The sequence below is a fragment of the Mycobacterium sp. IDUB_24 genome, assembly GCF_055419385.1.
The window spans coordinates 558709-582502 of the sequence record NZ_JBVAXO010000001.1 but is presented as its reverse complement, the minus strand read 5'-3'; the positions used below and the strand labels follow the sequence as shown (position 1 = coordinate 582502).

22 protein-coding genes are annotated in these 23794 nt (G+C 66.6%); 13 read left to right on the top strand and 9 right to left on the bottom strand.

Going from position 1 to position 23794, the window contains the following annotated elements; all coding sequences use genetic code 11:
- Nucleotide 1: 1 nt before the first annotated feature.
- The 5 genes from ACZYZF_RS02825 to ACZYZF_RS02805 are packed head-to-tail and all read right to left on the bottom strand — an operon-like array spanning nucleotide 2 to nucleotide 5444.
- Nucleotides 2-1258, bottom strand: coding sequence for a cysteine desulfurase (locus tag ACZYZF_RS02825; protein ID WP_463834454.1), 1257 nt, complete (start codon nucleotides 1256-1258; stop codon nucleotides 2-4).
- Between the two features lies 1 nt (nucleotide 1259).
- Nucleotides 1260-2033: a Fe-S cluster assembly ATPase SufC gene (gene sufC, locus ACZYZF_RS02820; protein ID WP_463834453.1), complete on the bottom strand. Its 774-nt coding sequence runs from the start codon at nucleotides 2031-2033 to the stop codon at nucleotides 1260-1262.
- The gene (gene sufD / locus ACZYZF_RS02815) at nucleotides 2033-3241 is read right to left on the bottom strand and encodes a Fe-S cluster assembly protein SufD (RefSeq protein ID WP_463745819.1); all 1209 of its coding nucleotides are present in this window, start codon (nucleotides 3239-3241) and stop codon (nucleotides 2033-2035) included. The genes sufC and sufD overlap by 1 nt, the downstream gene beginning before the upstream one ends.
- Nucleotides 3241-4671, bottom strand: a complete 1431-nt coding sequence (gene sufB, locus ACZYZF_RS02810) for a Fe-S cluster assembly protein SufB (protein WP_463745818.1) — start codon at nucleotides 4669-4671, stop codon at nucleotides 3241-3243. The genes sufD and sufB overlap by 1 nt, the downstream gene beginning before the upstream one ends.
- Nucleotides 4668-5444 carry a helix-turn-helix transcriptional regulator gene (locus ACZYZF_RS02805; protein ID WP_463745817.1) on the bottom strand — a complete coding sequence of 259 codons (777 nt, stop codon included), beginning with the start codon at nucleotides 5442-5444 and terminating at the stop codon, nucleotides 4668-4670. Before ACZYZF_RS02805 ends, sufB begins: the two co-directional genes overlap by 4 nt.
- Before the next feature lie 116 nt (nucleotides 5445-5560).
- Here ACZYZF_RS02805 and mptB point away from each other — a divergent pair, with 116 nt between their 5' ends.
- The 4 genes from mptB to ACZYZF_RS02785 all read left to right on the top strand — a co-directional run bounded on the left by mptB (nucleotide 5561) and on the right by ACZYZF_RS02785 (nucleotide 9945).
- Nucleotides 5561-7237 carry a polyprenol phosphomannose-dependent alpha 1,6 mannosyltransferase MptB gene (mptB, locus tag ACZYZF_RS02800; protein WP_463745816.1) on the top strand — a complete coding sequence of 559 codons (1677 nt, stop codon included), beginning with the start codon at nucleotides 5561-5563 and terminating at the stop codon, nucleotides 7235-7237.
- The gene (locus tag ACZYZF_RS02795; RefSeq protein ID WP_463745815.1) at nucleotides 7234-8166 is read left to right on the top strand and encodes an ABC transporter ATP-binding protein; all 933 of its coding nucleotides are present in this window, start codon (nucleotides 7234-7236) and stop codon (nucleotides 8164-8166) included. The genes mptB and ACZYZF_RS02795 overlap by 4 nt, the downstream gene beginning before the upstream one ends.
- Nucleotides 8163-8945, top strand: a complete 783-nt coding sequence (locus tag ACZYZF_RS02790; protein ID WP_463834451.1) for an ABC transporter permease — start codon at nucleotides 8163-8165, stop codon at nucleotides 8943-8945. Before ACZYZF_RS02795 ends, ACZYZF_RS02790 begins: the two co-directional genes overlap by 4 nt.
- A 97-nt stretch (nucleotides 8946-9042) precedes the next feature.
- The gene (locus ACZYZF_RS02785) at nucleotides 9043-9945 is read left to right on the top strand and encodes a COX15/CtaA family protein (RefSeq protein WP_463745989.1); all 903 of its coding nucleotides are present in this window, start codon (nucleotides 9043-9045) and stop codon (nucleotides 9943-9945) included.
- Here the strand turns inward: ACZYZF_RS02785 and ACZYZF_RS02780 are convergent, their stop codons facing one another.
- Nucleotides 9946-10884 carry an ATP-grasp domain-containing protein gene (locus ACZYZF_RS02780; protein WP_463745813.1) on the bottom strand — a complete coding sequence of 313 codons (939 nt, stop codon included), beginning with the start codon at nucleotides 10882-10884 and terminating at the stop codon, nucleotides 9946-9948.
- Between the two features lie 32 nt (nucleotides 10885-10916).
- On the opposite strand from ACZYZF_RS02780, the gene ACZYZF_RS02775 reads away from it, so the two are divergent.
- Nucleotides 10917-11891, top strand: coding sequence for a quinone oxidoreductase family protein (locus ACZYZF_RS02775; RefSeq protein ID WP_463835122.1), 975 nt, complete (start codon nucleotides 10917-10919; stop codon nucleotides 11889-11891).
- Here the strand turns inward: ACZYZF_RS02775 and ACZYZF_RS02770 are convergent.
- Together ACZYZF_RS02770 and ACZYZF_RS02765 are read right to left on the bottom strand one after the other, a co-directional pair.
- The gene (locus ACZYZF_RS02770) at nucleotides 11888-12817 is read right to left on the bottom strand and encodes a DUF1254 domain-containing protein (RefSeq protein ID WP_463835121.1); all 930 of its coding nucleotides are present in this window, start codon (nucleotides 12815-12817) and stop codon (nucleotides 11888-11890) included. The genes ACZYZF_RS02775 and ACZYZF_RS02770 overlap by 4 nt on opposite strands.
- 60 nt (nucleotides 12818-12877) lie before the next feature.
- Nucleotides 12878-13810, bottom strand: a complete 933-nt coding sequence (locus tag ACZYZF_RS02765; RefSeq protein WP_463745812.1) for a heme o synthase — start codon at nucleotides 13808-13810, stop codon at nucleotides 12878-12880.
- 232 nt (nucleotides 13811-14042) lie between these two features.
- On the opposite strand from ACZYZF_RS02765, the gene tkt reads away from it, so the two are divergent.
- Genes tkt through pgl form a run of 5 tightly spaced genes read left to right on the top strand, consistent with a single transcriptional unit; the run spans nucleotide 14043 to nucleotide 20455 of the window.
- Nucleotides 14043-16133: a transketolase gene (gene tkt, locus ACZYZF_RS02760; RefSeq protein ID WP_463745811.1), complete on the top strand. Its 2091-nt coding sequence runs from the start codon at nucleotides 14043-14045 to the stop codon at nucleotides 16131-16133.
- A 23-nt stretch (nucleotides 16134-16156) separates the two neighbouring features.
- On the top strand, nucleotides 16157-17272 hold the full coding sequence (tal, locus tag ACZYZF_RS02755; protein WP_463745810.1) for a transaldolase: 1116 nt from the start codon (nucleotides 16157-16159) through the stop codon (nucleotides 17270-17272).
- Nucleotides 17269-18819, top strand: coding sequence for a glucose-6-phosphate dehydrogenase (gene zwf / locus ACZYZF_RS02750; RefSeq protein ID WP_463745809.1), 1551 nt, complete (start codon nucleotides 17269-17271; stop codon nucleotides 18817-18819). The genes tal and zwf overlap by 4 nt, the downstream gene beginning before the upstream one ends.
- Nucleotides 18816-19727 (top strand): glucose-6-phosphate dehydrogenase assembly protein OpcA, encoded by a 912-nt coding sequence (gene opcA, locus ACZYZF_RS02745; RefSeq protein ID WP_463745808.1) that lies wholly within the window; start codon nucleotides 18816-18818, stop codon nucleotides 19725-19727. The genes zwf and opcA overlap by 4 nt, the downstream gene beginning before the upstream one ends.
- Nucleotides 19724-20455: a 6-phosphogluconolactonase gene (gene pgl, locus ACZYZF_RS02740; protein WP_463834450.1), complete on the top strand. Its 732-nt coding sequence runs from the start codon at nucleotides 19724-19726 to the stop codon at nucleotides 20453-20455. Before opcA ends, pgl begins: the two co-directional genes overlap by 4 nt.
- Before the next feature lie 9 nt (nucleotides 20456-20464).
- On the opposite strand, the gene ACZYZF_RS02735 is transcribed toward pgl, so the two are convergent.
- Entirely contained in the window at nucleotides 20465-20614 is a 150-nt protein-coding gene (locus ACZYZF_RS02735) for a hypothetical protein (RefSeq protein ID WP_463745806.1), read from the bottom strand.
- Nucleotides 20615-20670: 56 nt separating this feature from the next.
- Here ACZYZF_RS02735 and ACZYZF_RS02730 point away from each other — a divergent pair, with 56 nt between their 5' ends.
- From ACZYZF_RS02730 to ACZYZF_RS02720, 3 genes are all read left to right on the top strand, one after another.
- A complete protein-coding gene (locus tag ACZYZF_RS02730; protein WP_463745805.1) occupies nucleotides 20671-21048 on the top strand; it encodes an ATPase in 378 nt (125 codons plus the stop codon).
- A gap of 169 nt (nucleotides 21049-21217) precedes the next feature.
- Nucleotides 21218-22510 carry an MFS transporter gene (locus ACZYZF_RS02725; protein WP_463834449.1) on the top strand — a complete coding sequence of 431 codons (1293 nt, stop codon included), beginning with the start codon at nucleotides 21218-21220 and terminating at the stop codon, nucleotides 22508-22510.
- Nucleotides 22510-23784 (top strand): ABC transporter substrate-binding protein, encoded by a 1275-nt coding sequence (locus ACZYZF_RS02720; RefSeq protein ID WP_463834448.1) that lies wholly within the window; start codon nucleotides 22510-22512, stop codon nucleotides 23782-23784. The genes ACZYZF_RS02725 and ACZYZF_RS02720 overlap by 1 nt, the downstream gene beginning before the upstream one ends.
- Nucleotides 23785-23794: the final 10 nt, after the last annotated feature.

The following is a 23794-nucleotide window of genomic DNA, read 5'->3' as shown; positions in this document are numbered from 1 at the left end:
CTCACGAGAAGAACTCCACAGCACGTTTGATGCCGGCCACCAGGCGGTCCACTTCGTCGAGCGTGTTGTACACCGCGAAGGATGCCCGAGCGGTGGCCGCGATCCCGAAGCGACGATGCAGCGGCCAGGCGCAATGGTGCCCGACGCGCACCGCGATGCCCTCGTCGTCGAGCACCTGCCCGACATCGTGAGCGTGGATCCCGTCGACCACGAAACTGACCGGCGACCCGCGATGTTCCATCGACTGTGGCCCGATGATCCGCACCTGCGGAATCCCGGACAGCCCTTCCAGCGCAGCCGCGACCAACTCGGCTTCATGCGCCTCGACCGCATCCATCCCGATCGCAGTCAAATATCGTGCGGCAGCGGCTAATCCGACCACCTGTGAGGTCATCGGCGTACCAGCCTCGAACCGCTGCGGGGCCGGCGCGTAGGTGGTCTGCTCCATCGTGACGGTCTCGATCATGGAGCCACCGGTGATGAACGGCGGCATCGCATTCAGCAGATCCTGCCGTCCGTACAGAACTCCGATGCCGGTGGGCCCCAGCATCTTATGACCGGAGAACGCCGCGAAATCGACGTCGAGCGCGTGGAAATCAACCGGCTGATGCGGCACCGACTGGCAGGCATCCAGCACGGTGAGCGCACCGACGGACCTGGCCCGCGACACCAACTCGTCGACCGGCGCGACCGCACCCGTGACGTTCGAATGATGACTGAAGGCAACGACTTTCACTCGCTCGTCGAGCTGCAGCGAGTCGAGATCGATACGGCCGTCTTCCGTGACGCCATACCATTTCAGCGTCGCACCGGTCCGCTGGGCCAACTCCTGCCACGGAATCAGGTTCGCGTGGTGTTCCAGCTCGGTGGTGACGATGATGTCCCCCGGGCCGACTCCGCGGTCGAACCGCTTGTCTCCCAGCACATACGACACCAGGTTGATCGACTCGGTGGCGTTCTTGGTGAACACCAACTCGTCAGGCTCGGCACCGACCAACGCCGCGATGTCGGCACGGCCCTGCTCGTAGGCGTCGGTCGCCTCTTCCATCAGCTGGTGTGCACCGCGGTGCACCGCGCCGTTGGAAGTGGTGAGGAATTCCCGTTCGGCGTCGAGGACCTGCAGGGGCTTCTGCGACGTCGCACCGGAATCGAGGTACGCCAACTGCTTTCCACCGCGCATGACCCGGCTCAGAATCGGGAAATCAGCTCTGATCCTGGCCAACCCGGCTTGGTCCAACGTCGTCGCCGAAGTGGTCATATCAGGCTCCGACGGCTTGGGTGAAGCGCACGTATCCGTTCTCTTCGAGCTCGTCGGCGAGTTCCGGCCCGCCCGATTCCACGATGCGGCCGCCGACGAACACGTGCACGAACTGTGGCTGGATGTAGCGCAGGATGCGGGTGTAGTGCGTGATCAGCAGGACGCCGCCGTTCTCGGCCTCGGCGTAGCGGTTGACGCCCTCGCTCACGATGCGCAGTGCGTCGACGTCCAGACCCGAGTCGGTCTCGTCGAGGATCGCGATCTTGGGCTTGAGCAGACCGAGCTGAAGGATCTCGTGCCGCTTCTTCTCGCCACCGGAGAAGCCCTCGTTGACGCTGCGCTCACCGAACGCCGGGTCGATGTCCAGCTCGGACATCGCGCCCTTGACCTCTTTGACCCAGTGCCGCAGCTTGGGCGCCTCGCCCCGGACAGCGGTGGCCGCCGTGCGCAGGAAGTTCGACATGGACACCCCGGGCACCTCGACCGGGTACTGCATGGCGAGGAAGAGACCGGCGCGCGCACGCTCGTCGATGCTCATCTCGAGGACGTCCTGTCCGTCGAGGGTGATCGAACCGGAGGTGACGGTGTACTTGGGGTGCCCGGCGATCGCGTAGGACAACGTCGACTTGCCGGAGCCGTTGGGACCCATGACCGCATGGGTCTCCCCCGACTTCACGGTGAGGTCGACGCCCTTCAAAATCGGGATCTCGGTGTTCTCAGCGCCTTCGGTGGCGTCGACCGAGACGTGCAGGTCCTTGATTTCCAGAGTGGTCATTAGTGCGATGCTTTCGATTCGGTGATGGCAAGTTCTCTTTCGATGGCTGTGGTCAGGCGCTCACGCACCTCCGGGACAGCGATCTTGCCGATGATTTCGTTGAAGAATCCGCGCACGACCAGGCGTCGGGCCTGATCCTCGGGGATGCCGCGGGCGCGCAGGTAGAACAGCTGCTCGTCGTCGAAACGTCCGGTGGCACTGGCGTGTCCGGCGCCGACGATCTCGCCGGTCTCGATCTCGAGGTTGGGCACCGAATCAGCGCGGGCGCCGTCGGTGAGCACCAGGTTGCGGTTCACCTCGAAGGTGTCGGTACCGGTGGCCTCGGCCCGGATCAACACGTCGCCGATCCACACTGTGTGTGCATCGGGCTTTTTGGAATCCGGATCTCCCTGCAACGCACCCTTGTAGAGCACATCGGACTTACAGTGCGGCTGCGCGTGGTCGACCAACAGCCGGGACTCGAAGAACTGACCGTCGTCGGCGAAGTAGGTGCCGAGCAACTTGGCGTCACCGCCGGGCCCGGTGAACCGCACCGTGGCCGAGGTACGCACCACATCGCCACCGAGCGTGACGTTGACGTGTCCGAGTACCGCATCCTTGCCGAGCTTCGCGTGGTGGGCGCTGACATGCACCATGTCGTCGGCCCAGTCGGCGATCCAGATGACGCCGAGGCCGGCCGAATCACCGACGATGATCTCGACGTTGTCGGCGTAGGTTCCGCTGCCCCGCAGGTCGACCACCACGATCGCCCGGGACAGTTCCTCGACCCGGATCTGAAGATGCCCGTAGCCCACGGTGTCCACACCCGGGCCATCGATGACGATCTCGATCGGCTCGACCACCTCGGTGTCACGCTTGACCGTGACCACCGTCGCCGTCTCGAACGACGAGAAAGCTTGGGCTGCAACGCGATCGGTGGGCGTACCGCCCTCGCCGAGTCGTTTGTCGTCACGGCCGACGGTCTCCACGGTGACTCCCGGCCGCTCGGTCACGGTGACGCCGGCTTTGCCATTGGCGACGGCGGAGCCGTCGTGCAGGCCGCGAAGCCGCTTGAGCGGGGTGAACCGCCACAGCTCGTCGCGGCCGCCGGGCACCTCGAACGCGTTGACGTCGAACGACGCGAAAAGCTCGCCCTTGTTGGCCGCAGCCAACGTCGAGCCTGAGCCGCCGGCGGCCCCCTCGACTGCCTCTGTCAGGTTTGAACTCACTAGCCGACCGCGCCTTCCATCTGCAGCTCGATGAGCCGGTTCAGCTCAAGCGCGTATTCCATGGGCAGTTCCTTGGCGATGGGCTCGACGAAGCCGCGCACCACCATCGCCATTGCCTCGTCCTCGGTCATACCGCGGCTCATCAGGTAGAACAGCTGATCCTCGCTGACCTTGGACACCGTGGCCTCATGGCCCATCGTGACGTCGTCCTCGCGGATGTCGACGTAGGGGTAGGTGTCGCTGCGGCTGATCGTATCGACCAGCAGCGCATCGCATTTCACGCTCGACTTGCTGCCGTGCGCACCCTTGTTCACCTGGACCAGGCCGCGGTAGGACGCCCGGCCACCGCCGCGAGCCACCGACTTGGAAACGATGTTGCTCGACGTGTGGGGGGCCAGGTGCAGCATCTTGGCACCCGTGTCCTGGTGCTGGCCCTCACCGGCGAACGCCACCGAGAGCACCTCACCCTTGGCATGCTCACCGGTCATCCAGACGGCGGGGTACTTCATGGTGACCTTGGAACCGATGTTGCCGTCGATCCACTCCATGGTGGCACCGGCCTCGGCCCGGGCGCGCTTGGTCACCAGGTTGTAGACGTTGTTCGACCAGTTCTGAATGGTGGTGTAGCGCACGCGCGCACCGGGTTTCACGATGATCTCGACGACCGCGGAGTGCAACGAATCGGACTTGTAGATCGGCGCGGTACAGCCCTCGACGTAGTGCACGTAGGAGCCCTCGTCGGCGATGATCAGGGTCCGCTCGAACTGGCCCATGTTCTCGGTGTTGATCCGGAAGTAGGCCTGCAGCGGGATGTCGACGTGAACACCCTTGGGCACGTAGATGAACGAGCCACCCGACCACACGGCGGTATTCAGCGCCGAGAACTTGTTGTCACCCGCCGGGATCACGGTGCCGAAGTACTGCTTGAACAGCTCCGGATGCTCCTTGAGAGCGGTGTCGGTGTCCAGGAAGATGACGCCTTGGGCCTCGAGATCCTCACGGATCGAGTGGTAGACCACCTCGGACTCGTACTGCGCGGCAACACCGGAGACCAGGCGCTGCTTCTCCGCCTCGGGGATGCCGAGCTTGTCGTAGGTGTTCTTGATGTCGGCGGGCAGGTCATCCCATGTGGCGGCCTGCTTCTCGCTCGAACGCACGAAGTACTTGATGTTGTCGAAGTGGATGCCTTCGAGGTTGGAACCCCAGTTGGGCATCGGCTTCTTACCGAAGGTGCGCAGCGCCCGCAGTCGAATGTCGAGCATCCATTCGGGCTCACTCTTCTTGGCCGAGATGTCACGCACGACGGCTTCGGACAGGCCGCGCTGCGCGCTAGCGCCGGCGACGTCGGAGTCCGACCAGCCGTAGCCGTAGTTACCCAGCGACGCGATGGTCTCTTCCTGGGTCAATGGCGTTTCGGGCGTGATGGTCATGTCGCCGCTCCTTGTTTGCTCGCTGTCGTTTGGCTTGTCGCTGCGTCCGTCCGGGCTGGGACGTCCGCATCGAGTGGAACGTGGGTGGTGCAGGCGCAGTCACCGTTGACGATGGTGGCCAGGCGCTGGACGTGGGTGCCCAGAATCTCGGCGAACGCCTCACTCTCTGTCTCGCACAACTCCGGGAATTCCTCGGCGACGTGCGATACCGGACAGTGATGCTGGCAGATCTGCACCCCGTGAATCGGACCGTCCACCGGATTCGTCGTGGTGGCATACCCGGCCCGGGTCAATGCATCCGCGACACGCTCGGCCGCGTCGGCGACTCCGCCGGGCCCCTCGCTGACGCCGGCCAGGATGGTGTCCATCCGGCGCCGCGCGAAAGTCCGCACGGCATCCTTGCCGCCGATCTCACGCAGTTGCCGAATCGCGGCGACGGCGAGGTCGTCGTAAGTGTGGCCGAGCTTGGCCCGACCTGCAGCCGTCAACCGGTAACGCTTGGCCGGGCGGCCCCGGCCGTTGTGCTGCCACGCGGCGGCGGCACTGGCCTGCGCGTCCCCCGCCTCGATCAGAGCGTCGAGGTGTCGCCGTACGCCGGCCGCCGAGATACCGAGCCTGTCGCCGATCTGCCCCGCGGTGATGGGACCCTCGAGCAACAGGTGGATGATCGAGCGCCGGGTGTGCCCGTCAGATGCCGGCACGACATCGTTGACCGACTTCGGCACACCAGCCGAAGCAGGGCTCGAAACCAAGCCCGTAGTCTCCCGACGCATTTTCACAACACCATTGTGACGGAATTCCACTCCTGGTTCTAGCAAGGGCACCCTTACGTGATCTGGGCCACCGCTGCCCGGCGAAGACCGCTCCGGCCGACGGTTAGGCTGCCCTGGTGGCAAGCCGCCTGTCGACCTTCAGCACATCGATCGCCCGGTGGCACGGCGACGAACGGGCTGTCGGGTCCCCACTCAACGCCGCCGAGGTCGTCGCACAACGTCGCACCCGGCTTTTCGGCGCCACCGGCACCGTACTGATGGCGATCGGCGCACTCGGTGCGGGCGCCCGTCCCGTCGTACAGGACCCGACCTTCGGGGTGCGGCTGCTCAACCTGCCCTCCCGCATCCAGACCGTGTCACTGACCATGACCACGACCGGGGCAGTGATGATGGCGCTGGCCTGGCTCATGCTCGGGCGATTCGTCCTCGGCCCACGCCGGATGTCGCGCAGCCAACTCGACCGGACGCTGCTCCTGTGGGCCATCCCGCTGCTGGTCGCGCCGCCGATGTACAGCAAGGACGTCTACTCCTACCTGGCCCAGAGTGAGATCGGCTACATCGGCCTCAACCCGTATCAGGTCGGCCCGGCCACCGGCCTCGGCCTCGATCACGTGTTCACGTTGTCGGTACCCAGTCTGTGGCGCGAAACTCCGGCGCCGTACGGCCCGCTGTTCCTGTGGATCGGCGAGAGCATCTCCGCGCTGACCGGTGAGAACATCGTCGCCGCCGTGCTCTGTCACCGCGCGGTTGTGCTGCTCGGCGTCGGGCTCATCGTGTGGGCGACGCCCCGGCTGGCCCGCCGTTGCGGTGTCGCCGAGGTCAGCGCACTGTGGCTCGGCGCATGTAATCCGCTGCTCTTCATGCACCTGGTGGCCGGGATCCACAACGAGGCACTGATGCTCGGCCTGATGCTGGCGGGTACCGAGTTCGCACTGCGCGGCATCGACGCCGCAGCACCGCTCATCCCCCGGCCGTTGACCTGGCCACATTCACGCGAGGACTGGGACCACTGGTATCCCGCGGGGATGCTGCTGATCGGCACGGTGCTCATCACGCTCTCCTCCCAGGTCAAGCTGCCGTCACTGCTCGCACTCGGATTCGTCGGGATGGCGCTGGCCTGGCGCCTGGGCGGCACGATCAAGGCGTTCTTCGTGGCGAGCGTCCCGCTCGGCGTGATCTCGCTGGCGGTGATGGCCGTGATCGGCTGGGCCAGCGGGCTGGGCTTCGGCTGGCTGTCCACCCTCGGCACCGCCAACGTGGTGCGCAGCTGGATGTCGCCGCCGACCCTGCTGGCGCTGGGCACCGGTCAGGTCGGCATCCTGCTGGGCCTCGGCGACCACACCACCGCGGTGCTCGCACTCACCCGCGCCATCGGCGTCTTCCTGATCGCGATCCTGGTCAGCTGGCTGTTGTGGGCCGTGATGCGCGGCCGGTTGCACCCCGTCGGCGGACTGGGCGTCGCTCTGGGCGGCACCATCCTGCTGTTCCCGGTGGTGCAACCGTGGTACCTGCTGTGGGCGGTGATCCCGCTGGCCGCGTGGGCCACCCGACCGGGCTTCCGTGGGTCCACGATCGCCATCACGCTGGTTGTCGGGATCTTCGGACCGACGGCCAACGGCGACCGGTTCACCCTGTTCCAGATCGTGATGGCCACCCTGGCGAGCACGTTGATCGTGCTGATCCTGATCGGGCTGACATGGCGCCGACTGCCGTGGCGCCCGTCACGCGAACCGGACACAAGCCCACCGCCGACACCCACACAATCCCCCGACGCCTACGCTGAATCCCCGTGACCTCGCGTTCTGATCAACCTGTGCTGCTCCGCGGCGTCAGCAAGCGCTACGGATCGACGACAGCGGTCGCCCACCTGGACCTCGATGTTCAGCGGGCCGAGGTTCTGGCCCTGCTCGGCCCGAACGGCGCGGGCAAGACCACCACCGTCGAAATGTGCGAGGGATTCATCCGCCCCGACGACGGCCGGGTCGAAATCCTCGGGTTGGATCCCGTTGCCGACAACGCCCAGGTGCGCGAGCGAATCGGCGTGATGCTGCAGGGCGGCGGCGGCTACCCCGCCGCCCGGGCCGACGAGATGCTCAACCTGGTTGCCTCCTATGCTGCCGATCCACTCGATCCGGCCTGGTTGATGGACACCCTCGGCCTCACCGAATCCGCCCGCACCACCTACCGGCGACTGTCGGGCGGACAGCAACAACGCCTGGCGCTGGCCTGCGCCGTGGTCGGTCGACCCGAGCTGGTGTTCCTCGACGAGCCGACCGCCGGGATGGATGCCCACGCCCGAATTGTGGTGTGGGAGTTGATCGATGCGTTGCGCCGTGACGGTGTGACGGTGGTGCTGACCACCCATCACCTGGCCGAGGCTGAAGAACTGGCCGACCGGATCGTGATCATCGATCACGGTGTGGCGGTAGCCACCGGCACACCCGCCGAGCTGACCCACAGCGGAGCCGAGAACCAGTTGCGTTTCAGTGCGCCGCGCAAGCTCGACCTGTCCCTGCTGACCGCGGCCCTGCCCGAGAAGTACAAGACCACCGAGACGGCACCCGGCGAATACCTGGTCGAGGGGCACATCGATCCGCAGGTGCTGGCGACCGTGACGGCGTGGTGCGCCCGACTGAACGTGCTGGCCACCGACATGCGGGTGGAGCAGCGCAGCCTCGAAGATGTATTCCTCGACCTCACAGGACGGGAACTGCGGTCATGACGAGCGCTCCGAACCGATTCGCCCCGGGCACTTTCTCCCCCGATCCCCGCCCGGCCAAGGTCCCGGCCATGCTGGCGGCGCAGTACGGGCTGGAACTGAAGTTGCTGCTGCGCAACGGCGAACAACTTCTGCTGACCATGTTCATCCCGATCACCCTGCTGGTGGGGATGACGCTGCTGCCGCTGGGCTCGTTCGGCGACGATCGGGCGGGAACCTTCACCCCGGCGATCATGGCCCTCGCCCTGATCTCCACGGCGTTCACCGGCCAGGCCATCGCGGTGGCTTTCGACCGCCGGTACGGCGCCCTGAAACGCCTCGGCGCCACCGCACTTCCGGTGTGGGGAATCATCGCCGGCAAGTCACTGGCGGTGGTGACCGTTGTCTTCTTGCAGGCGATCCTGTTGGGCGCCATAGGCTTTGCGCTGGGTTGGCGGCCGTCGCCGCTGGGGCTGGCGCTGGGTGCGGTGATCATCGCACTGGGTACCGGCACCTTTGCCGCGTTGGGACTGCTGCTCGGCGGCACCCTCAAGGCCGAGATCGTGCTGGCGTTGGCGAACCTGCTGTGGTTCGTGTTCGCGGGCCTGGGCGCGCTGACCTTGGAAGGCGGCCCGGTGCCGTCGGCCTTGCGCTGGGCTGCCCGGCTGACTCCGTCGGGAGCCCTCACCGAATCCCTGACCCAGGCGATGACGCTGTCGATGGACTGGTTCGGCGTGGCCGTACTGGTGGCGTGGGGTGCCATCGCCGCGATCTGCGCCCTGCGCTGGTTCCGGTTCACCTGATCCACGCGGGCCCTACTACAGGCTGTAGTTCCTGATCAACTACGATCAGGCCGTGCCCGGCGGAACAGCTTTCCAGCGACTGGTCGACCTGCTGCCCATGCCGAGCCTGCGGGCCCAGCGCCTGATCGCGTTCCTGGTGATCCTCACCCAGGGCGGTATCTCGGTCACCGGAGCGATCGTCCGGGTCACCGCGTCCGGCCTGGGCTGTCCCACCTGGCCCCAGTGCTTCCCCGGTAGCTTCACCCCCGTCCCGCACGCCGAGGTCGCCGTCGTGCATCAGGTGGTCGAGTTCGGCAACCGGATGATCACGTTCCTGGTGGTGCTGACCGCCATCGCCGCCGTGCTGGCAGTGACCCGGGCCCGCCGACGCCGCGAGGTGTTGATCTACGCCTGGCTGATGCCCGCCTCCACCGTGGTCCAGGCCGTCATCGGCGGTATCACGGTGCGGACCGGCCTGCTGTGGTGGACCGTGTCGATCCACCTGCTGGCGTCCATGGCCATGGTGTGGCTCGCGGTGCTGCTGTTCGTCAAGATCGGCCAGCCCGACACCGGCGCCCCTACGACCACCGTGCCGAAACCGTTGCGGCAGTTGACCGTCCTGAGCGCCGTCATCCTGGCGGCAGTGCTGGTGACGGGCACGCTGGTGACGGGCGCCGGTCCGCACGCCGGGGACAAGAGCCTCGATCGGGTGGTGCCGCGCCTGCAGGTCGAGATCACCACGCTCGTGCACATGCATTCGTCGCTGCTGGTCGCCTATCTGGCCCTGATCGTCGCGCTCGGCTTCGGTCTCGCCGCGGTGCGCGCCGCCCGCCCGATCATGATCCGGCTCGGCGTCCTGGTCGCGCTGGTGTGTGCGCAGGGGCTCGTCGGGATCGTGCAGTTCTACACCGGGGTGCCGGCCGTGCTGGTCGCCGTGCACGTCGCCGGTGCGGCCACCTGCACCGCGGCTACCGCTGCGCTGTGGGCGTCGATGCGGGAGCGGGTCGAACCCGGCGCCTAGCTAGATCCCGCGGTGCGACAGCGGGCCCAGCCCGAAGCGCTCCAGCGCATTCTCGACGCCCACCGCGAACTGACGCTGGGCATGCTCCCGGTCCATCTGATCGAGCTGGCGGAATCCCAGTCCCGGCTCAACCAGCTCCAACTCGAGCAGGCGTGGATCGTCCGGTCCGCCGATCACGTCGACCCGCGCGTACAACAGATCCTGCGGCAACAGGTCGAACCTGCGTATCACCGCGTCGAGCGCCTGGCGACCGACCGCCCAGACCTCGTCGCCGGGATTCGCCGGCGACAACGACTCCTGCGCGTAGGTGCCCGTCTCCTCGAACTCGGGTGACTGTCCAGCCGCAGGCAGGATCGGCCCCTTGGTGAATGCGTGCGATTCCTCGCCGTCCAGGAACACCAGCGCGGTCTCACCGTCCGCGATCCGGGGGTCGTACGGCTGCACCAGCACCGCGCGGCCCTCGGCCTGCAGGGCCGCCGCGTGGGCCAGGGCCTCCGATGCGTCGACGAACCGCTGCGCGCCGGTCGAGCCGGCACCCACCGCCGGCTTGACCACCACTTCGCCATCGCGAACGCTGACCGGCTCACCGACCGCGAAATACCGCGTCGGCACCACGGGAACCCCCATCCGGTGCAGATCGCCGAGGTACCGCTTGTCGGTGTTCCACTCGACGATCTGCGCCGAGTTGATCAGGTGGGGCACCGCGCGCGCCCAGCCGAGGAACTCGTCGAGACGCTCGGCGTAGTCCCACGTGGCCCGGAGGATCACCAGGTCGGCATCGAGCGTGGCCGGGTCGTCCCACGGCAGCCAGCGGGCGTGCAGACCGCGATTGCGCAGCGCCATGACCAGGCCGGCGTCGTCGCCGTCCCCGTCGGGCAGTGCTGCGCAACCGGCCAGCACGATGCGGGGATGGAACACATCCGGGCGGGCGAGCTTCACCTCCGCGATGATAGGTGTGGATGATGGATGGCGTGTATGCCATCGAAGTTGCCGAGACCGGCGGACCGGAAGTCCTGAGCTACGTCGAGCGGCCAGAACCCGCTCCCGGCCCCGGCGAGGTACTGATCAGAGCCGAGGCCGTCGGCGTCAACTTCATCGACACCTACTTCCGCTCCGGGCTGTATCCGCGGGACGTACCGTTCATCGTCGGGTCCGAGGTGTGCGGCACCGTCGCCGCCGTCGGCGACGATGTCGCCGCGCTGGCCGTCGGAGACCGCGTCGTGACCGCGAACGCGACCGGCGCATACGCCGACTCCTGTGTTGCCCCAGCCGATTTCGTCGCCTACGTGCCTGACGGTGTGGCTCCCGACGCGATCGCGTCAGCACTGCTGAAGGGCATGACCGCGCACTACCTGATCAAGTCCACCTATCCGGTGCAGCCGAGCGACACAGTGCTGGTGCATGCCGGGGCCGGCGGCGTCGGCCTGATCCTCACCCAGTGGGCCACCAGCATCGGCACCCGCGTGATCACGACGGCCTCGACGCCCGAGAAGGCGGAGTTGTCCCGCCAGGCCGGCGCGATCGAAGTGCTCGAGTACCCCGAGGATCCGACCGAGTTCGGGGACAAGATCCGCGACCTCACCGGCGGGGCGGGCGTGGCCGCGGTCTACGACGGAGTGGGCGCGTCGACGTTCGACGCCAGCCTGGACAGCCTCGCGGTGCGTGGCACGCTGGCCCTGTTCGGTGCGGCCAGCGGCCCGGTACCACCGGTGGACCCGCAACGGCTCAACGCGGCCGGCTCGGTGTTCCTGACCCGGCCGACGCTGGCCCACCACACCCGCACGCCCGACGAGTTCTCCTGGCGTGCAGGTGAATTGATCAACGCCATCGCGGACGGATCGATCACCATCACCGTCGGCGGCCGGTACCCGCTGGCCGAGGCGGCCCAGGCCCACACCGACCTGCAGGGCCGCAAAACTGTCGGCTCGGTCGTCCTGGTCCCCTAGATCGGCTGCGCGTCGGGGAACGTCCACGAGCCGTCGAGGATTTCGGGGCGCGGGCGATAGAGACGCACGAGGTAATTCCAGCCCTCGGTGACCGGCAACAGGTTGGCTGCGCCGGTACCACCGAACTGCACCGTGGCGGCGCCGTCGGGATCCTTGACCGCGGTGACGTTGTTCACCGAGTAGGCGTTCTGCGGGTTCGGCGTGAAATAGCCGTCCTTGTTGTAGACGGTCACCGACCAGAATCCGTCCACCGGGACGTCTTTCACGGTCAGTCGGTGCACCGTCGTGCCGTCGTTACGCGGTGGCACCACGGTGAGATACAGCGCGTCGCGTGCCGGGTTGCCACCCCACGCGAAGGCCGAGCCGATCAGGTGACGTACCGGCTCCACTGCGTACCTGGGTCCGAACATGGATTTGGTGTCGCCGAGGGTGGTCGACAGGGTGATGAGTGCATCCCGAACCGTCTTCTGGCTGACCGGATCCCACTGCGGGATCTCGAAGAAGCCCGGCTCGACCTGTGACACGCCGATCGCGTCCTGCAGGGCGTGCACCGCGGCCAGGTCGGCGGCGTCGGCGGGATCGGCCAGGATGCGTACCGCCACGGCCGCATAACGGGTGTCCACGGAGTCGCGACTGAACGTCAGCTCGGCCGGCGCGTAGACCACGTTGGTGGTGTAGTGGTCCTCGCTGATGACCTGCAGTGACATGAACCTGCCCCCGACGTCGGGCAGCGTGATGGTGACCGGTCCGGCGTCGAGGTCGAACACCGCCGCGGAGTAGAGGGTGTCGCGGTTCTGCCGGATGACGATCTGGTGGTCGATCGAGCTCATCTCACGGTTGTGGAAGAACTGTCCGAAGCCGCCGTCGTTGACGATGCCGGCGAAGTACAGGTCGGATTCGGCGCGCGCGAAGTTGTCGGAGCTCACCAATTCGGTCATGGCCGCAACGCTGCCACACCGAGGAAGTGCCGGCAGCGGTTCGCGGGCTCAGTGACCGAAGATCGTCGGCAGCGCCAGCGCCGAGTCGATGGCCAGTGCGCAGAACACCACGGCCAGGTAGTTGTTCGACTGGAGGAACAACCGCAGCGGCTTCACCGGCTCGCCACGCTTCACCCCGGAGTACAACTGGTGGGCCATTACCAGGAACCACGCGCCCGCCAGCAGGGCGACCGCGCCGTACAACCATCCGGTGGTCAGCGCCAGCGCCAGCGTGGTGAGGACCGTCAACCAGGTGTAGATCAGGATCTGGCGAGTGACCTGACGCTCGGTGGCCACGGCGGGGAGCATCGGCACCCCGGCCGCCTTGTAGTCGTCCTTGTAACGCATCGCCAGAGCCCAGGTGTGCGGCGGCGTCCAGAAGAAGATGATCAGGAACATCACCAGTGCGGGCCACTGGATCGTGCCGGTCACCGCGGACCAGCCGATCATCACCGGCATGCAGCCGGCGGCCCCGCCCCACACCACGTTCTGCGAGGTGCGGCGTTTGAGCAGCAAGGTGTAGACGAAGACGTAGAACGCGATCGTGGCCACCGCCAGCACCCCGGACAGCAGGTTCGACGTCCAGGTCAGCCAGCAGAACGAGGTAACTGTCAGCACCAGTCCGAAGATGAGTGCGTGCCGCGTCGGTACCGAGGCCAGAGCCAGCGGGCGGCGGGCGGTGCGCTTCATCACCTTGTCGATGTCGGCGTCAGCCACACAGTTGAGGGTGTTGGCGCCGGCCGCGGCAAGCATGCCGCCCACCAACGTGTTCAGGATCAGGAGCGGGTCAACGGTGCCACGGTCCGCCAGCAACATTGCCGGAATGGTGGTGACCAGCAACAACTCGATCACACGTGGCTTGGTCAACGCCAGATACGACAAAAGGGTGGACCGTACTCGGCTCGGCGCCCCATGGATGAGCCGGCGCTCGCGAATGCTCACGCAAATAACTCCTCGGGTGGCGTCACGCGGCTTCTACTACAGACGATGGTAGACCGCGGCCCGCACGCCTCGGCACCGCAGGGTCTGTTCGGGGCAACAACCGGGTAAACGAGCGGGTATCGGTGCGAGAACCAGTCTGCATCGGATGAGTCCGCCCTACTAGGGTGTTTGTCGTAGCAGCATGGCAACCGCGCGCACCTGCCAGCAGATAGAAGACGAGGAAGTGAGCTTAGTGACCACCGCCGAAGAGATCACCGCTCTCACCCAGCCCAACCACCCGGAGGATTGGACCGAAGTCGACAGCGTTGCCGTCGACACCGCCCGGGTGCTTGCGGCTGACGCGGTGCAGAAGGTCGGCAACGGCCACCCGGGAACCGCGATGAGCCTGGCTCCCCTCGCCTACACGTTGTTCCAGCGGCAGCTGCACCATGATCCCAGCGACACTCATTGGATCGGCCGGGACCGTTTTGTGCTGTCCTGTGGGCATTCCAGCCTCACGCTGTACATCCAGCTGTACCTCGGCGGTTTCGGCCTGGAGCTGGCCGACATCGAGGCGCTGCGCACGTGGGGCTCGCTGACCCCGGGACATCCCGAGTACCACCACACCAAGGGTGTCGAGATCACCACGGGCCCGCTGGGCCAGGGTTTGGCGTCGGCGGTCGGGATGGCGATGGCCGCGCGCTACGAGCGCGGGCTGTTCGATCCGGACACCGCCCCGGGTGAGAGCCCGTTCGATCACTACATCTACGTGGTGGCTTCCGACGGCGACATGGAAGAGGGCGTCACCAGCGAAGCATCGTCGCTCGCGGGCACCCAGCAGCTGGGCAATCTCATCGTGTTCTGGGACGACAACAAGATCTCCATCGAGCACAACACCGACATCGCGCTGAGCGAGGATGTGCCCGCGCGTTACCGCGCCTACGGCTGGCACGTCCAGGAGGTCGAGGGCGGCGAGAACGTCGTCGGTATAGAAGAAGCCATCGCAGCAGCCAAAAAGGTCACGGACAAGCCGTCGTTCATCGCGCTGCGCACGATCATCGGCTACCCCGCACCCACCAAGATGAACACCGGTGGTGTGCACGGCTCTGCGCTGGGCGCCGACGAGGTGGCGGCCACCAAGAAGATCCTCGGCTTCGACCCCGACAAGAGCTTCGAGGTGCGTGACGACGTCATCGCCCACACCCGCGAGCTGGTGGACCGTGGCAAGAAGCTGCACGCCGATTGGCAGGTGGCCTTCGACGCCTGGGCCGAGCGCGAGCCCGAGCGCAAGCAGCTGCTGGACCGGCTGCAGGCAGGCAAGCTTCCTGAGGGCTGGGACGCCGACCTGCCGCATTGGGAACTCGATTCCAAGCCGGTGGCCACCCGGGCCGCCTCCGGGGCCGTGCTGGCCGCCGTCGGGCAGACGCTGCCCGAGTTGTGGGGTGGTTCGGCCGACCTGGCCGGCAGCAACAACACAACCATCAAGGGCGCGAACTCGTTTGGCCCGCCGTCGATCTCGACCGAAGACTGGAACGCGACCTGGTACGGCCGCACCCTGCACTTCGGCATCCGTGAGCATGCGATGGGCGCGATCCTGTCCGGCATCGTGCTGCACGGCCCGACCCGGCCTTACGGCGGGACGTTCCTGCAGTTCTCGGACTACATGCGCCCGGCTGTGCGTTTGGCCTCTTTGATGAACATCGATCCCATCTACGTCTGGACGCACGATTCGATCGGCCTCGGCGAGGACGGCCCGACGCACCAGCCGATCGAGCACCTGGCCGCGCTGCGCGCGATCCCGAACCTGTCGGTGGTCCGGCCGGGCGATCCGAACGAGACCGCCTACGCGTGGAAGACCGTCCTGGAGCGCACCGCGAGCACCGGCCCGGTGGGATTGATCCTGACGCGCCAGGGCGTCCCGGTGCTCGAGGGCACCAGCGCCGAAGGCGTCTCCCGCGGCGGCTACGTGCTGGGCGGCACGCCGGAGGACAACCCCGACGTGGTGATCATCGCCACCGGCTCCGAGCTCCAGCTCGCCGTCGCAGCGCAGAAGCTGTTGGCGGACAAGGAGATCAACGCCAGCGTGGTGTCGATGCCGTGCGTCGAGTGGTTCGAATCCCAGCCCAAGGAATACCGCGATTCGGTGCTGCCGCCCGCAGTGTCGGCCCGGGTGGCGGTCGAGGCCGCGGTGGCGCAGAGTTGGTACAAGCTGGTCGGAGACACCGGCGAGATCGTCTCGATCGAGCACTACGGCGCCTCCGCCGACGACAAGACGCTGTTCCGCGAGTTCGGTTTCACCGCCGAAGCTGTGGCAGCCGCGGCGGAACGATCCCTGGACAACTAGCAGACGACGAGGAGAAGGCGAACATGACTCAGAATCCGAACCTCGCAGCGCTGAGCGCCGCGGGGGTATCCGTCTGGCTCGATGATCTGTCGCGCGAGCGGCTGCAATCAGGGAACCTGACGCAGCTCATCAATACCCGCAGCGTCGTGGGCGTCACCACCAACCCGTCGATCTTCCAGGCTGCGCTGTCGAAGGGCACCGCCTACGACGCCCAGGTCAAGGAACTGGCCGAGCAGGGAGCCGACGTCGACGCCACCATCCGCACCGTCACCACCGACGACGTCCGCAACGCGTGCGATGTCCTGGCCAAGCAGTACGAGGCCTCCGACGGCGTCGACGGCCGGGTATCCATCGAGGTCGATCCGCGGCTCGCACACGACACCGACAAGACGATCCTGCAGGCCATCGATCTGTGGAAGACCGTCGACCGGCCCAACCTCCTGATCAAGATTCCGGCGACACTTGCCGGCCTGCCCGCGATCACCGCGGTGATCGCGGAAGGTATCTCCGTCAACGTCACGCTGATCTTCTCGGTCGAGCGGCACCGCGGCGTGATGGACGCTTACCTCGCCGGGTTGGAGAAGGCGCGCGACGCGGGCCACGATCTGTCCAAGATCCACTCGGTCGCGTCGTTCTTCGTGTCCCGCGTGGACACCGAGATCGACAATCGGCTGGAGAAGATCGGTTCCGATGCGGCGCTGGCCCTGCGAGGCAAAGCCGGTGTGGCCAACTCGCGTCTCGCCTACGCGGCCTACGAAGAGGTCTTCGGGGCCGAGCGCTTCGCCGCGCTCAAGGCCGACGGCGCCCGGGTGCAGCGCGTGCTGTGGGCGTCCACCGGCGTCAAGAACCCGGACTACTCGGACACGCTCTACGTCACCGAGTTGGTGGCCCCGCACACGGTGAACACCTTGCCGGAGAAGACGCTGGAAGCCGTCGCCGACCACGGCAAGATCACCGGTAACACCATCGCCGGGACCGCGGCAGCATCACAGGAGACCTTCGACCAACTGAGCGCCGTCGGCATCGACCTGGTCGACGTGTTCAAGGTGCTCGAAGACGAGGGTGTCGACAAGTTCGAGAAGTCGTGGCAGGAATTGCTCGACGCGACACAGGGCCAACTCGACGCTGCCACGCGATGAGCCCCGCCGACGGCAGGCCGAATACCGCCTGGCGTAATCCGCTGCGGGACAAGCGCGACAAGCGCATGCCCCGCATCGCGGGGCCGTGCGCGGTGGTGATCTTCGGCGTCACCGGCGACCTGGCCCGCAAGAAGCTGATGCCGGCCATTTACGACCTGGCCAACCGCGGCTTGCTGCCACCCAGCTTCGCGCTCGTCGGTTTCGCGCGCCGGGATTGGGCGGACGAGGACTTCGGCAAAGTGGTCTACGACGCCGTCAAAGAACACGCCCGCACCCCGTTCCGCCAGGAAGTCTGGGACCGGTTGGCCGAAGGCTTCCGATTCGTCCAGGGCACGTTCGACGACGAGTCCTCATTCGAGCGGCTGAAGGCGACCCTGAACCAACTCGACGTCGAGCGCGGCACCAGCGGCAATCATGCGTTCTACCTGTCCATCCCGCCGAAGGCGTTCCCCCAGGTCTGCGAGCAACTGTCGAAGTCGGGGCTCGCCGACAAGCCCGAGGGCAGCTGGAGCCGGGTGGTCATCGAGAAGCCGTTCGGGCACGACCTCAAGAGCGCCGAGGAACTCAACGGTGTGGTCAACAGTGTCTTCCCGGAGTCGTCGGTGTTCCGCATCGACCACTATCTGGGCAAGGAGACCGTCCAGAACCTCCTGGCACTGCGGTTCGCCAACGAGATGTTCGAGCCGGTTCTGAACTCGCACTATGTCGACAGCGTGCAGATCACGATGGCCGAGGACATCGGTCTCGGCGGGCGCGGCGGCTACTACGACGGTGTCGGCGCTGCCCGTGACGTCATCCAGAACCATCTGCTGCAGCTGCTGGCGCTGACGGCGATGGAGGAGCCGGTGAGTTTCTCCCCCGCCGAGCTGCAAGCCGAGAAGATCAAGGTGCTCTCGGCGACGCGGCTCGCCGAGCCGCTGGACGAGACCACTTCCCGCGGGCAGTACGCCGCGGGTTGGCAGGGCGGCGAGAAGGTCGTGGGCCTGCTGGACGAAGAGGGCTTCTCCAAGACCTCGACCACCGAGACGTTCGCCGCCATCACACTGGACGTGGACACCCGTCGCTGGGCCGGTGTGCCGTTCTATCTGCGCACCGGAAAGCGCTTGGGCCGCAGGGTTACCGAGATCGCACTGTTGTTCAAGCGTGCGCCGCACCTGCCGTTCGATGCCACGATGACCGATGAGCTCGGTCAGAACGCTCTGGTGATCCGGGTACAGCCGGACGAAGGCATCACCCTGCGGTTCGGGTCCAAGGTTCCGGGTCACATCATGGAGGTCCGCGATGTCAGCATGGACTTCTCCTACGGCTCGGCCTTCGCCGAGGAGTCTCCGGAGGCGTACGAGCGCCTGATCCTCGATGTGCTGCTGGGCGAGCCGTCGCTGTTCCCGGTCAATGCCGAGGTGGAATTGTGCTGGAAGATCCTGGATCCCGCACTGGAGTACTGGGCGACCCACGGTAAGCCCGATTCGTACGAGTCCGGAACGTGGGGCCCAGATTCGGCGTTCGAGATGTTGCGCCGGTCGGGCCGGGAATGGAGGCGACCGTGATTGTCGATCTGCCCGAGACCAATACCGGCGCGATCAACAAGAAGATCGTCGCTCTGCGCGAGGAAGGCGGCGCGATCACCCTCGGCCGGGTGCTGACGCTGGTCATCGCCCCCGATACCGAAGCGGTGCTCGAGGAGTCGATCGAGGCGGCCAACGCAGCCAGCCGCGAGCATCCGTGCCGCGTGATCGTGGTGATCCCCGGGGATCGCTTGACCACCGAGGCCCGGCTGGATGCCCAGCTGCGGGTGGGCCGCGACGCCGGCGCCAACGAGGTTGTGGTGCTTCGATTGTCCGGTCCGCTGGCCAACCACGCCAGCAGTGTGGTGACGCCGTTCCTGCTACCCGACACCCCCGTCGTGACGTGGTGGCCCGATCTCGCGCCTGCCGTCCCCGCGCAGGATCCACTGGGCAAGTTGGCGATTCGCCGGATCACCGACGCCACCAACGGCGCCGATCCGCTGGCCTGCATCAAGAGCAGGCTCAACGGTTACACCGCCGGTGACACCGATCTCGCCTGGAGTCGGGTCACGTACTGGCGTGCGCTACTGGCCGCGGCGATCGACCAGCCGCCGCACGAACCCATCACCGCGGCGCTGGTGTCCGGGCTCAAGGATGAACCCGCGCTTGACATCCTGGCCGGCTGGTTGGCCAATCGGATCGACGGACCGGTGACCCGGACAACCGGCGAGCTGAAGGTCGAGCTGACCAGGCCCAGTGAAACCGTGACCCTGGTCCGTCCGCAGACCGGTGTCACCGCCGTGCTGAGCCGCACAGGCAAGCCAGATGCGTTGGTGCCCTTGGCCCGCCGCGAGGCCAAGGAGTGCCTGGCCGAGGATCTGCGCCGCCTTGATGCCGACGAAATCTATTACGACGCACTCACGGGAATCGACAAGGTCCAGTACGTATGAGCACTGTTATCGAGCGTTACGCCGACACCGACGCGCTGGTGGCCGCTGCCGGCGATCGGTTGGTGGCTGCCATCACGTCGGCGATTTCGGCGCGAGGTCATGCGAACATCGTGCTCACCGGCGGAGGCACGGGAATCGGCCTGCTCAAGCGAGTCGGTGAACGCGGCGGCGAGATCGACTGGTCGAAGGTCCACGTGTACTGGGGCGACGAGCGTTTCGTGCCACAGGACGACGACGAGCGCAACGACAAGCAGGCCCGCGAGGCACTGCTGGATCATGTCGGGATCTCGGACGTCAACGTCCACGCGATGGCCGCCAGCGATGGCGAATTCGGTGACGATCTGGCCGCGGCCGCAGCCGGGTACGCACAGCTGCTGGCTGCCAACTTCGACGCTCCCGGGCCGGAGTTCGACGTACATCTGCTCGGCATGGGCGGCGAGGGACATGTCAATTCGCTGTTTCCCGACACGGCCGCGGTGCGGGAAACCGACCGCATGGTGGTGGGTGTGCCGGACTCCCCCAAGCCACCGCCACGCCGAATCACGTTGACGCTGCCCGCGGTTCGCAACTCTCGCGAAGTGTGGCTGGTCGTCGCTGGTGCGGCCAAGGCCGACGCGGTCGCCGCCGCGATCAATGGTGCCGATCCGGTGGACATCCCGGCCGCCGGCGCTGTCGGTCGCGACCGGACGGTCTGGTTGCTCGATGAGGCGGCCGCAAGCAAGCTGTGAGTCGACCGACTAATCGTCGGTGACACTCCCCGGCCGCTCGCCTGCCCGGTCGGCCAACGCCTCGGCATAGCCGGCCAGGTAGTCGGCCACTTCATGGTTCGTCGTACCCCTGTCGGCCGGCACCACCGGCCGGGCCCGGTATTCGCAGAATTGCCCCACATCGATTCAGACGCAGTTGGTCCGCGCTTGGTTCCGTTCCGGCCATACTGTCTGCCATGGCAGACAAAGGGGACGGCCGTGCTCGCCCTGCTTCAGGGCGGCAACGCATCCGGACACTGACGCAGGCCGCACTCAATGCCGATATGACAGTCGAGCAGGTCGACACCCTGCTCACCGATCTGAGCACCACCCTCGTCGACCTGAACAAGTCAACCGGCGGCCTCGATGCCACGCTGGACCGATTCAACGACACCATCACCCGCATCGATGAGCTCGCGCCACGCCTCATCGGCGTGGTCGAGCGCCTGGAGTCGATCGTGGATCGGGTCGAGGCCATCGTCGGGATCGGCGAGGCGGTGATGTCGCCACTGGCGGCGACGGAGAGCGCGGTGCGCGCCGTGGTCAGCCGGATTCGCAAGAGCGCAGGCCTGTAGAGCTGGTCCGCTCCGCGCCTCGGTTACAGTGGTTGCCATGGGTGCCGGATTCGATCGCGCAGACGCACACGCCGCGTCGATCTGGAACCGGGCACGTCTGGCGCCGCTGAAGAGGATCTCGGGTTAGCTCTCGCTGCCCATTTGATCCTGCTATCAGCTTCGAGGCGTCATGAAGCCGTCCCTATACGCCGTTGCGGCGTCGCTCTACCTGACCGAATACACCCTCTACTCCAACTCGTCGTCGGCTGTGCTGTTGAACTCGGCGATTGGCGACTACTTCGGCATCCCGTTCGCACAGGCCGCCTACATCGGCGTGGCGTTCCTGGCCGGATTCTGTCTGGCGTTGCTCCCCGCGGGCCTGCTGTCGCACCGCTACCGGCCCACGGCCGCGTTCTTCGCCAGTTCGGCGGTGCTGGTCGTCCTCGGGATCGCCGCCGGTCTCAGCCCTGAGTTCTGGGTCCTCCTCGCGTTGCGGTTCTTGCAGGGCATCGCCTCGGCGGTGCTCGCGCCCCAGATATTCCGGATCATCCGGGCGCAGTTCTATCCCGACCACCACTCGGCGGTCCTGGGCGCGTGGGGCCTGGTGGTGTCGGCATCGGCACTGTGTTCACCGCTGATCACCGCGTTGCTCAACGACCTGTGGGGCTGGCGTTCGTTCCCCTACGAGACGGTGGTGACCACTGTCGTGGCGATGGCGCTGCTCGCCATTTCGCCAGGCGCGGCAGATTCCGACGACGACACCACGACCACCCGGGCAGCAACTCCGGTGGTGGCTCTCGCGGTGGTGCAGCTCGCGATCTTCCTGGCGATCGGATGGTCTACCGCGCTGCACACCAAGGTGACGTTGCTTGTGGTGGCGATCCTGCTCGGGATCACTGCGATCGCTCTGCGCGGCCGGTCCCAGCCGCGGGTACTGTCCCGAAGTCTGGTCGTGGTCTTCGTGGCCGGCATCGCCACCAACGTGTTCACCCTGTCACTGGTGTATGTCCTACAACAGGAGCGCGGGCTGAATTCCTATGGCTCGGCACTGTTCCTGTTGCCGATGGCGTTCTTCGCCGGGCTGATCCCGATGCTGAAATTCGGTAGGCCCGGCGACAGTCGGAAGAGCACCCGGCTGGTGTGCATCGGCTCGGCGTTCCTGATCGTCGCCGGTCTGAGCCTGTTCGGACACGTGCCGCTGAGCAGTGCCGCGTTGATGGGCTGCGCGATGGGGTTCCTGTGGAGTTCGTTGGCCGGCAACGTGCTGGCCAATTCGAGCGAGATAGCCTTCGATTCCAGCCTCTACCACTATCTTCGGGCGCTGGGTGCCGCGATCGGAGTGGCAGCCGGGGCGACGATGATCGACGGCCTCGGCGGCCGGCTGTTCAGCGGCGTGGCCGTGCTGGTGGCGGTGGCCGGGTTGGCGGCGGCGCTTGCGGCTGGTTCGGCCTGGCAGGCAACGCGATTGGCGCCGGTGCGATGATGCGCAACCTCACGTTCGGCTGGCCGACCCATCAGCTCACCGACGATCCACGGCTGGCCTACAACGGCATCTCCAAGACGTATTGCCGGCTGATCTATGAGAGCCTGCTCGACACCGATCCGGAAACCGGCAAGCTCCTCCCCTGGCTGGCCACTTCGTGGCACTACCGCGACCCGTTGACCCTGGACCTGTCGATTCATCCTGACCGGCATTTCTCCGACGGCACACGGCTCACCCCGGACGCCGTCGCACAGAGCTTCGCCGGCATCGCTGCGCTCCAAGCGGTTTCACCGCTTCCGGCCGCCGTGACGATGCTCGCCGGGCTCGAGTCGGTCGAGGCGGGGACTGACACCGTGACGTTTCACTTCGCGCATCACAATGCCGCGTTCCTGCGTTCGCTCGCCAGTGTCAGCCTGGCGATCCGCAACACGCACGGGCTGGGTACCGGCCGATGGCAGGCTGTCACGGGCGGGGTGACCGACGGATCGCGCCGATTGACGTTCGAGCAGGCCGACGTCGGTGACCTGTACGCCGGTTCGGTCGACGGCTACCACCTGGCCGAAATACACAACCCGGGGATCAGTTACGGGTTGTGCCCCAACGCTTCCCGTGGCCCCTTGGCCGACCCCCGCGTGCGGCGTGCCCTGTCGCTGCTGATCGACCGCCCCGCACTGACGCCGATCCTCGATGCCGAGGGGTATTCAGTCGCCTCGTCGGTGCTCACACCGACCACCGACGGGTATCGGGACTGCTCCGCTGAGCTGGCCTACGATCCGGTGGCGGCCCACCGACTCCTTGCCGCCGCAGGCGCGCAGCGGCTTTCGTTCGAGGTGGTGTTCAACAGCACGTTCTCCCCCATCGACGCCGCTGTCCTCACCGCGGTCGCGGAACAATGGAGCGAGCATGGCATCGACCTGGCGCTCACCGACGTCGACTTCGCGGAACTGCGCAGCCGCCAGCAGGCCGGTGACCATGACTTCCGGTTCTTCTACTTCACCGGCAGTGACCCTGACCTGCTGCGCTACCAATTCGCCGTGACGCAGCGAAACATGAACCGCCGCACAGAATCAGATCACCTGGACATCCTGCTCGACGCCCAGCTCACCTGTGCGGACCCCGACGCCCGCCGCAAGTTGGTGGACGACATTCAGCGCCGGATCCTCATCGGCGGCCTGTGGCTGCCGCTCTGCAATGTCCGAACCGTCGCCAGCTACCAGCCCGGCGCGCTGTCCGGTGTCTACCTCGACGCCGAAGCCCTGGCCCGGATCCCGTGAACCCGAGAGG

Bases quoted from the DNA above. Each gene is read 5' to 3' on its own strand.
- sufB (WP_463745818.1), bottom strand. From the start codon at position 4,671: ATGACCATCACGCCCGAAACGCCATTGACCCAGGAAGAGACCATCGCG.
- ACZYZF_RS02720 (WP_463834448.1), top strand. From the start codon at position 22,510: ATGCGCAACCTCACGTTCGGCTGGCCGACCCATCAGCTCACCGACGAT.
- ACZYZF_RS02825 (WP_463834454.1), bottom strand. From the start codon at position 1,258: ATGACCACTTCGGCGACGACGTTGGACCAAGCCGGGTTGGCCAGGATC.
- ACZYZF_RS02725 (WP_463834449.1), top strand. From the start codon at position 21,218: ATGAAGCCGTCCCTATACGCCGTTGCGGCGTCGCTCTACCTGACCGAA.
- ACZYZF_RS02730 (WP_463745805.1), top strand. From the start codon at position 20,671: ATGGCAGACAAAGGGGACGGCCGTGCTCGCCCTGCTTCAGGGCGGCAA.
- ACZYZF_RS02805 (WP_463745817.1), bottom strand. From the start codon at position 5,444: ATGCGTCGGGAGACTACGGGCTTGGTTTCGAGCCCTGCTTCGGCTGGT.
- ACZYZF_RS02785 (WP_463745989.1), top strand. From the start codon at position 9,043: ATGCCGAGCCTGCGGGCCCAGCGCCTGATCGCGTTCCTGGTGATCCTC.
- zwf (WP_463745809.1), top strand. From the start codon at position 17,269: ATGAGCCCCGCCGACGGCAGGCCGAATACCGCCTGGCGTAATCCGCTG.
- tal (WP_463745810.1), top strand. From the start codon at position 16,157: ATGACTCAGAATCCGAACCTCGCAGCGCTGAGCGCCGCGGGGGTATCC.
- ACZYZF_RS02790 (WP_463834451.1), top strand. From the start codon at position 8,163: ATGACGAGCGCTCCGAACCGATTCGCCCCGGGCACTTTCTCCCCCGAT.
- pgl (WP_463834450.1), top strand. From the start codon at position 19,724: ATGAGCACTGTTATCGAGCGTTACGCCGACACCGACGCGCTGGTGGCC.
- sufC (WP_463834453.1), bottom strand. From the start codon at position 2,033: ATGACCACTCTGGAAATCAAGGACCTGCACGTCTCGGTCGACGCCACC.